Source organism: Celeribacter halophilus, assembly GCF_018860305.1.
GTDB lineage: Bacteria > Pseudomonadota > Alphaproteobacteria > Rhodobacterales > Rhodobacteraceae > Celeribacter > Celeribacter halophilus_A.
In genome coordinates this window covers 82,875-95,516 of record NZ_JAHKPE010000029.1, presented here as the reverse complement: position 1 = coordinate 95,516, position 12,642 = coordinate 82,875, and the positions used below count along the sequence as shown (strand labels likewise).

Genomic DNA, 12,642 nt, shown 5'->3' with positions numbered 1-12,642 from the left:
GGGGGGGGGGGGGGCGGCAGAGGGGGCGCCTATTTGTAAAGCGCCTCCTGACCGAATTTGCGCAGGAGCAACACCCCGAAAAACAACGGAATTGTTCCGCAGAGGAAGACATAGGTTAACGAAATGTAGTGAGGAGAATAGATCGAATAGAACATCCCCGCGCGGGCATAGCCTGTGATGTGCAGGACCGGATTGAACCAGAGGATGTTCTGGGCAAATTCCGGCAGGTCTTCGTAGATGAAAAACACGCCGGAGATCAGCATGAGCGGCCGCGTGGCAATGCCCCAAAGGGTTGACCACAAAGGATAGCGGAATGTCAGGAAACAGTTCAACGTCCCGACCCCCAACCCCAGCCAGATCGTGGCGGCGAAGGCGGTGAACAGGATTCGGTAGTCAATGATTTCCCGCACATTGTCATAGCTGTGGATGCCGACAAGAACGACCGCCGCGACCATGCTTTGTGTGAGAACGGCCAGCAGGAAACGCGAGGTGACAACATCAATGAAGGTGACACGGGGATAGCTCATCAACGCACGGTTGAAGGAAATCGCATTGCCCACATTGCCGCTGATCCGCTGGAACATCCGCAAGGGCAGGATCGCAGAGGCGTAAAACCAGAGAAACGAGGTGCCAAGGGAAGGACTACGCAACATCAGGGAGAAACCGATGGCAAACAGCACAATCATCGCCAGAGGTTCGAGAATGGCCCAGATATACCCTCCGGGGGTGCGGCCATAGGTGGTCGACATTTCACGCAATATTAACGCTGTTATTGTACGAAATGTCCTGAAACGCAGATTGGGAGAGGACGGTTCCTGTGCAGGCTGGATTGCTGCAAATGTTTGAATTTCTTGCGACATACCCGCATCCTGATCGTTATTTTCTGTCTCGGTCCAAACGCGGCGGCATTCGGAACAAGACTAGGCTTAGAGTATAAAAGTGAACAAGAATTTACCCCAAGACAAGAGCCCTGTTTCGCAGCAGGATGTCGAGGCCGCCGCACCGCAACCGGCGAAGCCCGCGATGAAAAAGCGAAAGAAACAGGGGGCGGCGCGCAAAAGGGCGACGGTTGCGCAAAAGCCCCCCGTGCGCTCTGCGCGTCTGAAATTCCGCCATCGTGCGCTGTTCGTCAGCTTCCTTGTGGTTGTGGTTCTGCCGATTCTGGCGATGGCGTGGTATTTGTGGACGCAGGCGCAGGATCAATATGTGTCGCGCGTCGGGTTTGCCGTGCGGCGTGAGGAAAGCGCCTCGGCGGTCGATCTCTTCGGCGGGCTGGCCAATCTGTCCAGTTCAAGCTCGTCGGACAGCGATATTCTCTATGAATTCATCCAGTCTCAGGAGATGGTGCAAGCGGTTAACGCCTCGCTCGACCTGAACGCGCTCTACTCGCGGTTTTACGAAAAAGATGCCGTGTTCTCCCTCCGGCCTGACGCGAATATCGAGGCGTTGCTACAGTATTGGCAGCGGATGGTGAAAGTGTCCTACACGTCGGGCACGGGGCTGATCAAAATCGAGGTCCGCGCCTTTACGCCGGAGGACGCACAGGCCATTGCGGAGGAGGTCTATCGCCAAAGCACACAGATGATTAACGCCCTTTCTGCGATTGCCCGTGAAGATGCGCTCAAATATGCGCGTCTCGAACTCGAAGAGGCGATGGAGCAACTCAAACAGGCGCGGCAGGCGATTACGGCCTTTCGGTCCAAGAACCAGATTCTCAATCCGAATGCCGATATCCAGATCCAGATGGGTCTTCTCACATCGTTGCAGGAAAAGCTGGGCGACGAGATGATCGCCCATGACATGTTGCTGAACAACACAAGCGAGGATGACCTGCGGGTGGTTGAGGCCAAGCGGCGCATTGCGGCGATTTCCGAACGCATACGACAGGAACGTGCCAAGTTCGGGGTGGGCGGGGCGATGGCGGCAGGGGCGTCGCCGGATGACGAGGACTATGCGACATTGCTGGAGAATTTCGAAAGCCTGACGGTGGATCGGGAATTTGCCGAGAAGAAATATACCTCCGCCCTGTCGAATTTCGACTCCGCTCAGGCCGAAGCCCAGCGGCAAAGCCGGTATCTGGCGGCTTTCGTGCGCCCGACTCTTGCCGAAGCCGCAGAATATCCGCGCCGGTTCATCCTTTTGGGGATCGCCTCGCTGTTTCTGGTGATGGGCTGGAGCACCGCCACGCTGATTTTCTATTCCCTGCGAGACCGTCGTTGAACCGCTATGATCGAGCTACGCAATCTTTCAAAAAGCTTTCGCTCCGGACGCGGCCGAAAACATATCGCCCGCAACCTCAGCATCGTGTTCCCGACCGGCTGTTCGGTGGCGCTTCTGGGGCGCAACGGTTCCGGAAAATCGACCTTGTTGCAAATGATTGCGGGAAATATGCGCCCTGATTCAGGTCAGATCATTTCGACAGGACAGGTGTCCTTTCCCGTCGGGTTTTCCGGCAGCTTTCACAGAGACCTGACCGGCGCGCAGAACACCCGATTTATCGCACGAATCTACGGGGTCGATACGGATGAGCTTTTACGCTTCGTCGAGGATTTCGCGGGGCTCGGCGGGCATTTCAACATGCCTGTGCGGCTCTATTCCTCCGGCATGCGCTCGCGCCTTGCTTTCGGGATTTCGATGGGGATCAAGTTTGACACCTATCTGGTGGATGAAATCACCGCAGTGGGCGATCAGGCGTTTCGGGAAAAGAGTTCCGCCATGTTCAAGGACCGGATGCGCGACAGCAATGCGATTGTTGTCACACATTCCATGAAGGATGTCCGTCGCCTGTGTAATGCCGGTGCGGTTCTGGAAAACGGCCACCTGCGGTATTTCGACGATGTGGAGGAGGCAATAGATTTCCACCTCGGCAATATGGGGACATGACGGCAGGGCGCGGGGCGCGTCCGATGTCTTGAGAGTTTGAACGGATCACAATTTGAGCGCGGATAACATGCACGAGTTTTCACAAACGCAACACACACCGGTTGACCTGCCGCAGGAGCAACAACCGGTCCTGCTGGTCTTCAGTGACGATTCCACCTTGTTTTTCGCGCGGTTGATGCGTGATCTGTTGAAATCTGCCGCGCCGGATTGTCCGGTCGCGTTCTGTCTTTATTCCGACGAAAACACCCTGTCCGAGCGCCAGATCACAACCTTGCTGCCGGCGGGGCCGGATCTGGTTCTGGACAGGAAAGGCCTTCATGCCGTGTTCGAAAACCGCAACATTCGGGCCATCGTGACCTCCCGCGTCTATGCGCCTTTGCGCAATGCGCTCAAGGATATGGACAAGGCCGGACAAGGTCGGCTGAGAGCGGGGCGGCCCTGTCTGATCAGCTTTCTGGGCGGGCTGGATTTCTTTCCCGAGCGCGGGCTGCGGCATCGTTTGGTCTCTGATGCGGTGTTCGTGTTCCCGCGCCCTGACATCGCGCTTTTCAAGGAGATCCGGCGTCAAAGTGGCGGTGCGGCGTTCTGGCAGCATGTGGGGTTCGGCCATCCGGCGGCCCTTGCGCCGAAGGCTCCGCCCGCCGATCTGCACAGCCGCAAAGACATCTACTTTTTTGCGCAGGCGATTTCCCCCAAGTCTCGGGCGGGGCGCAGGCATATTCTGGATGCGCTGATCGCCATTGCCGAGCGCAATCCGGAGCGGGACGTGTATATCAAGCTGCGCCACCTTCCCGGCGAGAACGCGCAGCATCTCCATGTGGAAAAATACGATTATCCGTCGCTTTTAAAGAAATATTCAGATGTGCCGCCTAACCTGAAGCTGACCGCCTGTGTGATGCAGGAGGCGCTGGAGAAGGCGGCGATTGCCATCACCTGCACCTCGACCGCGGCTCTGGATGCGATGTCAGAGGGGGTGCCGACGATGATCTATCTCGATTACGTCGACAATTTCCTCGACCCGCTCAATGCACCGATGCGGGAGGTGTTCAAAACCAGCGGGGCGATTGTCACGTTGGAGGAGTTGCTGTTTCTCAAGACCCGTCCGGTTAATCCCGCGTGGGTCGCGGATATGTTTGCCGAGCGCTCTTTGGGCGCGGATGTTCTGGACGCGATTGAGACGTTTGAGGGCAGGGAGGGCCAGTATGATACGCAGAGTGACACTCTGCATGATACAGAGGCCGAAGTTGTTTCGGGCGATAGGCGTTGAAGGGCAGGGCGAGAGGATTTAGCCTGCGGACTCCGCATGGGCTTTCGCCGCTTTGAGACGCGCCAGATGGGCCGCGAGTTGGGTCGGGCCGGGCGCGGTGGAACTGGCCATGAGCGTCAGTTGCCACATCAATTCGATAATGTCGCGACGAAGCGTCAGGGTTTTGAGCTGTGCGCGGTGATGTTGGACGGCTTCTTCATGCAGCGCGTCGAAGGCGTCCAGTCCCGCGCGAGCCTCCCGCGCGGCTTTGCGCATCTCCGCGATCCGCGTATCTTCGACAAGGTTGAAATTCCGCTCGGCCCAGTAGCCCGCCCCCACAGGTTTCTCCATGTGATTGGGCAACCCGCGTCGGGCTTTGAGGATGAATTCCTCGATCGAACGCACGGAGTAATGGTTGAGCCATGCCCGTTCGCCTTTGGAACTCAGGCCAAAGAGATTGATCCGCGATTGTTGCGCGGCGAAATCCTCGCCTAAAGCGCGACCGGAGGCGGAGACCCAGCGGGCCTCTTTGCCTTTCGGGCGATGCACGCCCAGCCCCTTGAACGCCGCAGGCCGGTGCAATGTCTTGAAAAAATGCGCCAGCGGCAGGGCGATGTCTTCGGGGGCGGCCATGATGAACCGCTCGGTCACAGGGCGGTCCTGCCATGTGCCAATCCCGCTATTGCCAAAGAGATGCCAGCGCAAAGGCATGGCGTCCGCTGTGTCGGGCAAAAGCGCACCCAAAGGCTCTTTCAGAACCAGATATTCGTCGACATCGAAGAACAGCGCCAGATCGGCCCCTTTATAGAGCGGATGTTTGGAGAGCAGTTTCATCGCCTGCCACTGCACGGCTTTTTCGCCATCGGGGACAAAGGGCAGATGCGTGACGATGCCTGCGGCGTCGAGCGCGTCGAGCATCCGGTCCGTGCCATCGGTGCAGTCATGGGAGGCAATGAGAAAATGCGCAAATCCGGCCGCACGGTGATGGGCAATCCAGTCAAGGAGCCACGGCCCCTCGTCGCGGATACATGTGATCGCGAGTGTCTTCAAACCCGGCTCATCCTCATATCACACCAAGCGCCTGCGCGTTTGATTTCTTTGAATAATGGGTTTCACACGGGGGGATGCGAGTCAAGTTCGAGGGGTCGGACGCCTTGCCGCAGGGCGGTCGGACGCGACGTCATTTGTAGCGCAACCGCTCCGCCATGCGGGTCAGGACTGAGGGGGCGACAGCAATCAGGATCACGATGCGGACCAGATGGTGCACCGAGATATAGGCCACCTCGGCATGCATCGCCAAAGCCACAAGGGACATTTCCGTGAGCCCTCCGGGCGCATAGGCGAGCAGCACCTGTTCAACCGTCTGGCCGAAAGGTTTGTGCAGCAATACCGCAAAGCCCAGAGACAGGCCCATGGTGATCAGGGTGCCGCCAAGGCTCAGTGCGAGGGTCTCCGCGACGAGGCGGGGTTTTGCGCCACGGAAGCGACAGCCCATCGTGGAGCCCAGCACGACCTGCGCCACGATGACCAGAAACCCCGGCGGGGAGGAGGCGGTCAGGCCGGATATATGTGCCACCCCTGAAAGCAGCATCGGCCCCAAAAGCCCCGGCGCGGGCAGTTTCAGTTTTCCGCCCAGCCATGCACCCAAGACCGCGCAGGCCAGAAGGACCAGCGCATTTGACACGGTCAGGTTTGGGGCATCGTCATGAAGTGGCACGCCTTGGACCTCATAGCCCAGCACCACGCGAAACCACACGGCGATGATCGAGATGGTCACCACAATGCGCCCCGCGTGCGCCAGAATAATCCGTTTTTCATCGCCTCCCAACGCGCCGCCGATCACCGTCATTTCGTTGATGCCGCCGGGCATGGCGGAGAAGAAAGCCGTCACCGGATCGAGCCGTCCGACCTTGATGAAATAGGGCACGACGAGGGCCGCCGCGAGGACGAGGTAGAGCGCAAGCCCCGCCAGAGAGAGGCCCCATTGGCCGATGTGTTGGAATGTTTCGGTGTTGAAGCCGGAGCCCAGCATCACGCCGATCACCGGAATGACGGTGGGGCGCAACCGTCCGGAGGTCTCAAGGGGTGCGCCCGCCATTACGAGAGCAAACACCGCCAGCATGGAGCCCAGCATCCACGGCAGCGGAAGGCCGGCCAGATAGAACCCCGTGCCGCCTGCTGCCCCGACGCAGAGTGTCAGCAGAATGCGCAGGGCGCGTTTGGGGGCGGGCGGTGTCAGCACGTTGATGTCCTCGAAAAAGGGCAAAATGTCGCGCCAACATACTGTCATCGGGCGACAGGGCAAGATCGCGTTGATGGAGTTTTGCGCACAAGTCTTGGGCGTTGCACGGGTTTTTACGCATCCGGCGCGGGAAATCCGGTGTGTCACAAAAGTTTTTCCATGCCGTCACACAAGCGTTTCAGAGCCTGTGCCTTATCCCGTCAAACAACGAGGGGACAGATATGCTCGACGTCAAGAGCCTGACAAAGCGGTTCGGCTCCAATGCCGCTGTGGATAATGTCAGTTTCACTATCGACCGCCCGATGATGATCGGCATTATCGGCCGTTCCGGTGCAGGTAAATCCACCTTTTTGCGGATGATGAACCGGCTGACGGATGCCTCCGAAGGAGAGCTGTGTTTCGAGGGCCGCAATGTCCTGACGCTCACCGGCAAGGACAAGCGCGACTGGCAGTCCGACTGCGCCATGATCTTCCAGCAGTTCAATCTGGTGCCGCGTATGGATGTGGTGTCGAATGTGCTGCATGGCACTTTGGGGCGGCGCTCCACCTTGACGACCATGTTCAATCTCTACCCCGAGGGTGACATCCACAAGGCCATCGACATTCTGGGTCGTCTCGGCATTGCCGAACATGCTGCGAAACGGGCCGAGGCGCTTTCGGGCGGCCAGCAACAGCGTGTCGCCATCGCGCGCGCCTTGATGCAGGACCCGAAGGTGATCCTTGCGGATGAGCCGATTGCCTCTCTTGATCCGATGAACGCACAGACCGTCATGGAGGCGCTGCGGCGTATTCATGACGAGGACGGGCGCATGGTCATCGCCAACCTGCACACGCTCGATACTGCGCGGCGCTATTGTGACCGCATCATCGGGATGCGCGACGGGCGCGTGGTCTTTGACGGCACGCCGGAGCAACTGACCACCGGCGTGGCCCGCGACATCTACGGGGCAGGCGCGGATTTTTCCGAGGCTGCCACCTCCACCGAAATACGCGACCACGACGCGGTTGTTGCCGAAGAAATTCGGGCCGCCGAAGTCGCGCTTTAACCCTCTTTCATCCCCCCGCAACCGAACATCCCGCGGGTTTCAACACGGAGACATACGATGAAGAAACTGCTTGCTGCTGCTTTGACCACCACCGCGCTTGTCGGTGCTGCTCAGGCGCAAGAGATCAAAGAATTCAACATCGGTATTCTGGGCGGCGAAAACGCGCAGGACCGTCTGAACGCCTATGAATGTCTTGGCGGCTACGTCGAAGAGGCGCTGGGCGTTCCGGTGAAAATGTTTGCACCGGCCGACTATAACGGTGTGATGCAGGGCCTTCTGGGCGGTTCCATCGACATGGCATGGCTCGGGTCGTCTTCCTATGCGGGTGTCTACATCCAGAACCCCGAGGCGGTTGAGCCGGTGCTCATCAAGGTGAACCTCGACGGCTCCATCGGTTATCACTCCATCGGCTTTGCCCGCAAGGATAGCGGCATTACGAGCCTCGACGATATGGAAGGCAAGGTCTTCGGTTTCGGCGATCCGAACTCCACCTCCGGCTACCTGATCCCCTCTATCGAGATCCCGCAGTATAAAGACGGTATCACTATGGAACCGGGCGACTATTTTGGCGATGTGACTTTTGTGGGTGGCCATGAGCAAACCATCGTGGCGGTGAACAATGGCGACATTGACGCCGGTGTGACCTGGGCCGACGGTCAGGGCGAATGGGAAGACGGGTTTAACAACGGCGCTCTGCGCAAAGCTGTGGACGCGGGTCTTGTGGACATGAACGACCTCGTGGAAATCTGGCGCTCCAAGCCGATCCCCGAAGGCCCGATTGTTCTGCGCACGGCTCTGCCTGATGACGTGAAGACGACCATGACGGCGCTCATGGACGGTCTTTATGAGGCTGATCCGGAATGTGCCTATGGTGTGACCGCAGGCGAAAGTCAGGGTTTCCGTCCGGTGACCCACGAGATGTATGAATCCATCGTTGCGGCGCGTCTGTCGAAAGCCAACTGATTTCGATTTGATACCGGCCCTCGCGCTTTCCTGCGCGGGGGTTTTTCTACGTAAGGACCAACCACATGACCGATATGAACGCCACGTCGCTGGACGTGACCCGTGACCATTATCTTGCGCTCACGCGCCAGCGCCGCCTCTATGGCGGGCTCATGTTGCTGGTCTTTGTCCTGTTGCTGGCTTCGGGATTTGGCATCGCCAACGAACGCAACGCGGGCGGATTTCTGCCCGGTCTGCCGCAGATTTTCGATTTTCCCGCCGAGGTGGTGCAGGAGGCGTGGGAGAAACGCGCCAATATGCCCGATCATCTGGCCAATGCGTTTCCGGCCCTGATCGAGACCATCAACATCGCCGCCATCGCCACGCTGACGGGCGGGTTTGGTGCGGTTGTCCTGTCGCTTCTATCCACGCGGGGGCTCGCCCCCTGGCCGCGTTTCATTCCGGTCTTTCGCCGGATCATGGACCTGATGCGCGCGATCCCCGAAATCGTGACCGCGCTGGTTCTGATCTACGTTCTGGGGGGCGGGCCCGTTCCGGCCGCCATTGCCATCGCCCTGCATACCATCGGCGCGCTGGGCAAGCTGTTTTCCGAGGTCAATGAAAACGCCGATCTGAAGCCGCTCGAAGGGCTGTCCTCGGTCGGGGCAACATGGTTTCAGCGCATGGTCCTCGCACTCCTGCCACAGGTCGCGCCGAACTGGTTCTCCTATGCGCTTTTGCGTTTCGAGATCAACATCCGTGCCTCCGCCATCCTCGGATTCGTCGGTGCAGGCGGCATCGGTTACGAGCTGAAAAACGCAATCTCATGGGGACAGGGCAAGTTCGACGAAGCCGCTGCGGTCTTTATCCTGCTGTTCCTGAGCATCGTGTTCTTTGACCAACTGTCCTCGGTTGTGCGCAATCACCTCACACATGGTTCCAAGAAGGGAGCGTCCCAATGACCCTCGCCGCCGACAGCCACACCGATCTGCGCGATCAAGCGGTCAAGCTCATTGCCCGCAAGCGCCTGTTCTCCTTCGCCCTGCCTGCGGTGATCCTCGCCTATTGTGTCTATATCTTCTTTGCCTTCGACATTCTGGGCCTCGCCGAGCGGGCGCGCTGGGACAATGCCTCCAAGATGATCTCGGATGCCTACAGTTATAAAACCGTGGTGGAGCGCAACAACCGGCGCGGGGGCATTGCGGTCTCTGTGGAAGGGGAGCGCAAAGGCACCTATGACGCGACGAACTATCCCGAATGGGTCGAGGTGGGTGATGACGCGGCCACCATTGCTCTGGAACAGGGCGGCTCCATCGTGATCGACGGCGACCTCGTGCGCTTTGATGTGCCGGGCTTCGGCCTCATCGAGGCGACGCAGAACCGCACCGACGGGGTGACGCTGAACCTCGACACGAATGACCTGCCCGACTGGATCAACTGGTCGAGTGCGCGTGTGTCCATCACCACAGATGTGGCGCGGCTGACGCTCACCAAAACCCGCACCGAGGTCTTCGTCTATGACTATGGCTGGGAACTGTTCTGGTTCACTCTCGACAGCCCCTATTACGATCACAGCTTTGCCGAGATCTTCTTTGGTCCGCGCATCGATCCGACACGATCCAATCCGGTCGGCGCGTGGCAGGACTTCTGGAACAACGGCATGTGGCGGCACGGCGATACCGCTTGGGCCCTGTTCGAAACCGTCCTGATGGCCTTCCTAGGCACATTCGGTGCGGCGATGATCGCCCTGCCCCTGGCCTTTCTCGCGGCCCGCAACTTTGCGCCCCTGCTCGTGGTGCGGATGGCGGCGCGGCGGGTGTTCGATTTCCTGCGCGGTGTGGACGGGCTGATCTGGACCATCCTTCTGTCCCGCGCCTTCGGCCCCGGCCCGATGACCGGTGCGCTGGCGATCCTGCTGACGGACACCGGCTCTTTCGGCAAGCTCTTTTCCGAGGCACTGGAAAATGTCGACAACAAACAGATCGAAGGCATCCAGTCCACCGGCGCCAAGCCCCTGCAACGCTACCGCTTTGGCGTGATCCCGCAAATCGTGCCCGTGCTTCTGTCGCAGGTGCTCTATTTCCTCGAATCCAACACCCGCTCCGCCACGATTATCGGCGCGATCACCGGCGGCGGTATCGGGCTTTTGCTGACCCAGGCCATGAACACCCACAAGGATTGGGAAGAAGTCACCTATTACATCGTGCTTGTGGTGCTTCTCGTGATGGCGATGGACAGCTTCTCCGGCTGGCTGCGGCGCAAGTTGATCAAGGGGGATTGAGTATTTGGGGCACAAAGGAAACAGCAATTGAATCGGCGTTTCCTTTGTGCTCGAAATACTCCCGCCGGAGGCGGTCCGGAATTGCAAACAGGTGAACCATGCCGAAACTGAGTGCCACGGACCCGTTGATCCATGAGGGCGCAAAGATCGTGTCCGCGACCTTCGGGCGCTATTGCGAAGTGGGCAAGGGGGCGCGGGTGCTGAACTCGGAGTTTTTAGACTACGCCTATTGCGACCAATATGCCGATATTGCCAACACCACTGTCGGGAAGTTTGCCAATATCGCGGCCTTCACGCGGATCGGGCCGACGGATCATCCGTATCGGAACGCCTCCCTGCATCACTTTCTTTATCGCTCTTCCTACTACTGGGAAGATGCAGAGGATGATCCTGCCTTTTTCGAACAGCGCGCGGCGCGGCGCACGGTGATCGGGCATGACACATGGATCGGACATGGTGCGGTGATCAAGCCGGAGGTTACAATCGGCAATGGTGCGATTGTGGCTGCGGGGGCGGTGGTGACCAAGGATGTGCCCGCTTACATGATCGTCTCCGGCGTGCCCGCGCAGCCCATGCGCCCGCGTTTCGAGGCGGGCATCGCGGCGCGGATGGAGGCGTTGGCGTGGTGGGATTGGGATCACGCGCGGCTCAGGGAGGCGCTTGCAGATTTTCGCGCCCTTGAGGCCGAAGCCTTTCTCGACAAATACGAGTGACCCTCACTCCGCCGCGAGAGACATCCGGTGATCGGCCTGTGCCAGTCTTTGTCCGGCCTGTCCGCTCATATAGGCGATGCGACCGCCTGCGACGGTGGCTTCGATCTCGCGGGTGGTCTGGTTGATGACCACGAAATCCGCACGTTTGTCCCGCTCCAGACAGCCCCGATCCGACAGTTTCATGATGCGGGCGGGGGTGGTCGAGATCATCGCCCATGCTGTCGGCAGATCGCAGACGCCCTTGTCGACAAGCGTCCATGCGGCTGCACTCAGGGCGGGGTAGTGGTAGTCGGAGACCAACGCATCGCACAGCCCGCGTTCGATCAGTTTCTGCGCGGAGATATTGCCAGATTGCGACCCGCCACGCGCCACATTCGGAGCGCCCATGAGGACCGGATCATCCATCGCCTTGGCGGCGGCGGCGGCTTTTTCGGAGATCGGAAATTCGGCCACGCGCGCCCCCAGAATGCGGAACTCTTCACGGGTTTCCGCGTCCGGATCATCATGGCTGCCATAGGTGACGCCCAGCGTGTCGAAGGCGGCGGACAGGGCGCAGAGATGGCGCGGCACCTCGTGTTTGCGGTCTTTGGCGTCACGCAGGAGTTTGATGAACTCTTCCGGTGTGCGCCCGCCACGCTTGGCCCATGCGGCAAATTCCAGCGGGTCTTTCTTGGCGACCTCGATGGCTTCGGGCAGGTGGTTGTTGAAGATCACATAGTCCACGCCAAAGCGCCGGATCGCCGCCACAAGCCGTTCGCGGCTGTCGATCATATGGGTTTCGCAGCGGATTTGCAGACGAATGTCGATCGGTGCATGGGCCTCGAAAGCCTGCATCTCGGAGAGCAGTTCCTCGGCATAATCGGGCCCGCGCAATCCGCCTTCCCAACTCCAGCACTGCGCGAACCACGCAGTCGTCACCCCATGCGCGGCGGCGTCACGGGCGGCGGAGGCAAGACCGGAACGGATCGGAAAGGGCGCGCGCGGGCGCGGCGCGATATGGCGTTCGAACGCGTCACCATGCAGGTCGATGATACCGGGCAGGATCAGATAGCCGGAGAGGTCCACCGAGGGGAAACGGCCATGGGTGATATAGCCGCCCTCAATGCTGAAGGTCTGCGGGCGGAGTGTGTTCTCCGTAAGGACGGAGGCACCGGTGAAGCTGAGCGGCGGAAGGAGGGCCATCTGGATACCTGCGCAAAATCTGTGACGTGTTGCCTGTGTCAGATGTTCTACCCAGACATTGTATCGTCCGCGTGACGTTTGGCTTTTTCACAGGTGGAAACAGGCGG

The 12,642-nt window shown here is 59.5% G+C and carries 12 protein-coding genes; 8 read left to right on the top strand and 4 right to left on the bottom strand.

The annotated features are described in order from the left end of the window. Positions 1 to 29: 29 nt before the first annotated feature. Positions 30 to 860 carry an ABC transporter permease gene (locus tag KO492_RS11100; RefSeq protein ID WP_216045013.1) on the bottom strand — a complete coding sequence of 277 codons (831 nt, stop codon included), beginning with the start codon at positions 858 to 860 and terminating at the stop codon, positions 30 to 32. A gap of 79 nt (positions 861 to 939) precedes the next feature. Between KO492_RS11100 and KO492_RS11095 the strand changes: the two genes are divergently transcribed. Genes KO492_RS11095 through KO492_RS11085 form a run of 3 tightly spaced genes read left to right on the top strand, consistent with a single transcriptional unit; the run spans position 940 to position 4,150 of the window. Further along, the gene (locus KO492_RS11095; protein WP_303578289.1) at positions 940 to 2,220 is read left to right on the top strand and encodes a sugar transporter; all 1,281 of its coding nucleotides are present in this window, start codon (positions 940 to 942) and stop codon (positions 2,218 to 2,220) included. A 6-nt stretch (positions 2,221 to 2,226) separates the two neighbouring features. Next, positions 2,227 to 2,883 (top strand): ABC transporter ATP-binding protein, encoded by a 657-nt coding sequence (locus KO492_RS11090; protein ID WP_216045012.1) that lies wholly within the window; start codon positions 2,227 to 2,229, stop codon positions 2,881 to 2,883. A 52-nt stretch (positions 2,884 to 2,935) separates the two neighbouring features. After that, positions 2,936 to 4,150: a DUF6716 putative glycosyltransferase gene (locus tag KO492_RS11085; RefSeq protein WP_216045011.1), complete on the top strand. Its 1,215-nt coding sequence runs from the start codon at positions 2,936 to 2,938 to the stop codon at positions 4,148 to 4,150. An 18-nt stretch (positions 4,151 to 4,168) separates the two neighbouring features. Here the strand turns inward: KO492_RS11085 and KO492_RS11080 are convergent, their stop codons facing one another. Both KO492_RS11080 and KO492_RS11075 read right to left on the bottom strand, forming a co-directional pair. Beyond that, positions 4,169 to 5,179, bottom strand: a complete 1,011-nt coding sequence (locus KO492_RS11080) for a glycosyltransferase family 2 protein (RefSeq protein ID WP_216045010.1) — start codon at positions 5,177 to 5,179, stop codon at positions 4,169 to 4,171. 130 nt (positions 5,180 to 5,309) lie between these two features. Further along, a complete protein-coding gene (locus tag KO492_RS11075; protein WP_303578290.1) occupies positions 5,310 to 6,518 on the bottom strand; it encodes an AbrB family transcriptional regulator in 1,209 nt (402 codons plus the stop codon). Positions 6,519 to 6,592: 74 nt separating this feature from the next. On the opposite strand from KO492_RS11075, the gene phnC reads away from it, so the two are divergent. The 5 genes from phnC (at position 6,593) to KO492_RS11050 (ending at position 11,353) form a co-directional block, all read left to right on the top strand. Further along, the gene (gene phnC / locus KO492_RS11070) at positions 6,593 to 7,417 is read left to right on the top strand and encodes a phosphonate ABC transporter ATP-binding protein (protein ID WP_216045009.1); all 825 of its coding nucleotides are present in this window, start codon (positions 6,593 to 6,595) and stop codon (positions 7,415 to 7,417) included. 57 nt (positions 7,418 to 7,474) lie between these two features. After that, complete coding sequence (gene phnD / locus KO492_RS11065) at positions 7,475 to 8,380, top strand: phosphonate ABC transporter substrate-binding protein (protein WP_216045008.1); 906 nt, start codon at positions 7,475 to 7,477, stop codon at positions 8,378 to 8,380. 65 nt (positions 8,381 to 8,445) lie between these two features. Next, positions 8,446 to 9,321 (top strand): phosphonate ABC transporter, permease protein PhnE, encoded by an 876-nt coding sequence (phnE, locus tag KO492_RS11060; protein WP_216045007.1) that lies wholly within the window; start codon positions 8,446 to 8,448, stop codon positions 9,319 to 9,321. Beyond that, positions 9,318 to 10,640, top strand: a complete 1,323-nt coding sequence (gene phnE / locus KO492_RS11055; protein WP_216045006.1) for a phosphonate ABC transporter, permease protein PhnE — start codon at positions 9,318 to 9,320, stop codon at positions 10,638 to 10,640. The genes phnE (KO492_RS11060) and phnE (KO492_RS11055) overlap by 4 nt, the downstream gene beginning before the upstream one ends. A gap of 98 nt (positions 10,641 to 10,738) precedes the next feature. Beyond that, complete coding sequence (locus KO492_RS11050) at positions 10,739 to 11,353, top strand: chloramphenicol acetyltransferase (RefSeq protein WP_216045005.1); 615 nt, start codon at positions 10,739 to 10,741, stop codon at positions 11,351 to 11,353. A gap of 3 nt (positions 11,354 to 11,356) precedes the next feature. On the opposite strand, the gene KO492_RS11045 is transcribed toward KO492_RS11050, so the two are convergent. Next, positions 11,357 to 12,535: an alpha-D-ribose 1-methylphosphonate 5-triphosphate diphosphatase gene (locus KO492_RS11045; protein WP_216045004.1), complete on the bottom strand. Its 1,179-nt coding sequence runs from the start codon at positions 12,533 to 12,535 to the stop codon at positions 11,357 to 11,359. Between the last annotated feature and the right edge of the window lie 107 nt (positions 12,536 to 12,642).

Bases quoted from the DNA above. Each gene is read 5' to 3' on its own strand.
- phnE (WP_216045006.1), top strand. From the start codon at position 9,318: ATGACCCTCGCCGCCGACAGCCACACCGATCTGCGCGATCAAGCGGTC.
- KO492_RS11050 (WP_216045005.1), top strand. From the start codon at position 10,739: ATGCCGAAACTGAGTGCCACGGACCCGTTGATCCATGAGGGCGCAAAG.
- KO492_RS11090 (WP_216045012.1), top strand. From the start codon at position 2,227: ATGATCGAGCTACGCAATCTTTCAAAAAGCTTTCGCTCCGGACGCGGC.
- phnE (WP_216045007.1), top strand. From the start codon at position 8,446: ATGACCGATATGAACGCCACGTCGCTGGACGTGACCCGTGACCATTAT.
- phnD (WP_216045008.1), top strand. From the start codon at position 7,475: ATGAAGAAACTGCTTGCTGCTGCTTTGACCACCACCGCGCTTGTCGGT.
- KO492_RS11100 (WP_216045013.1), bottom strand. From the start codon at position 860: ATGTCGCAAGAAATTCAAACATTTGCAGCAATCCAGCCTGCACAGGAA.
- KO492_RS11045 (WP_216045004.1), bottom strand. From the start codon at position 12,535: ATGGCCCTCCTTCCGCCGCTCAGCTTCACCGGTGCCTCCGTCCTTACG.
- phnC (WP_216045009.1), top strand. From the start codon at position 6,593: ATGCTCGACGTCAAGAGCCTGACAAAGCGGTTCGGCTCCAATGCCGCT.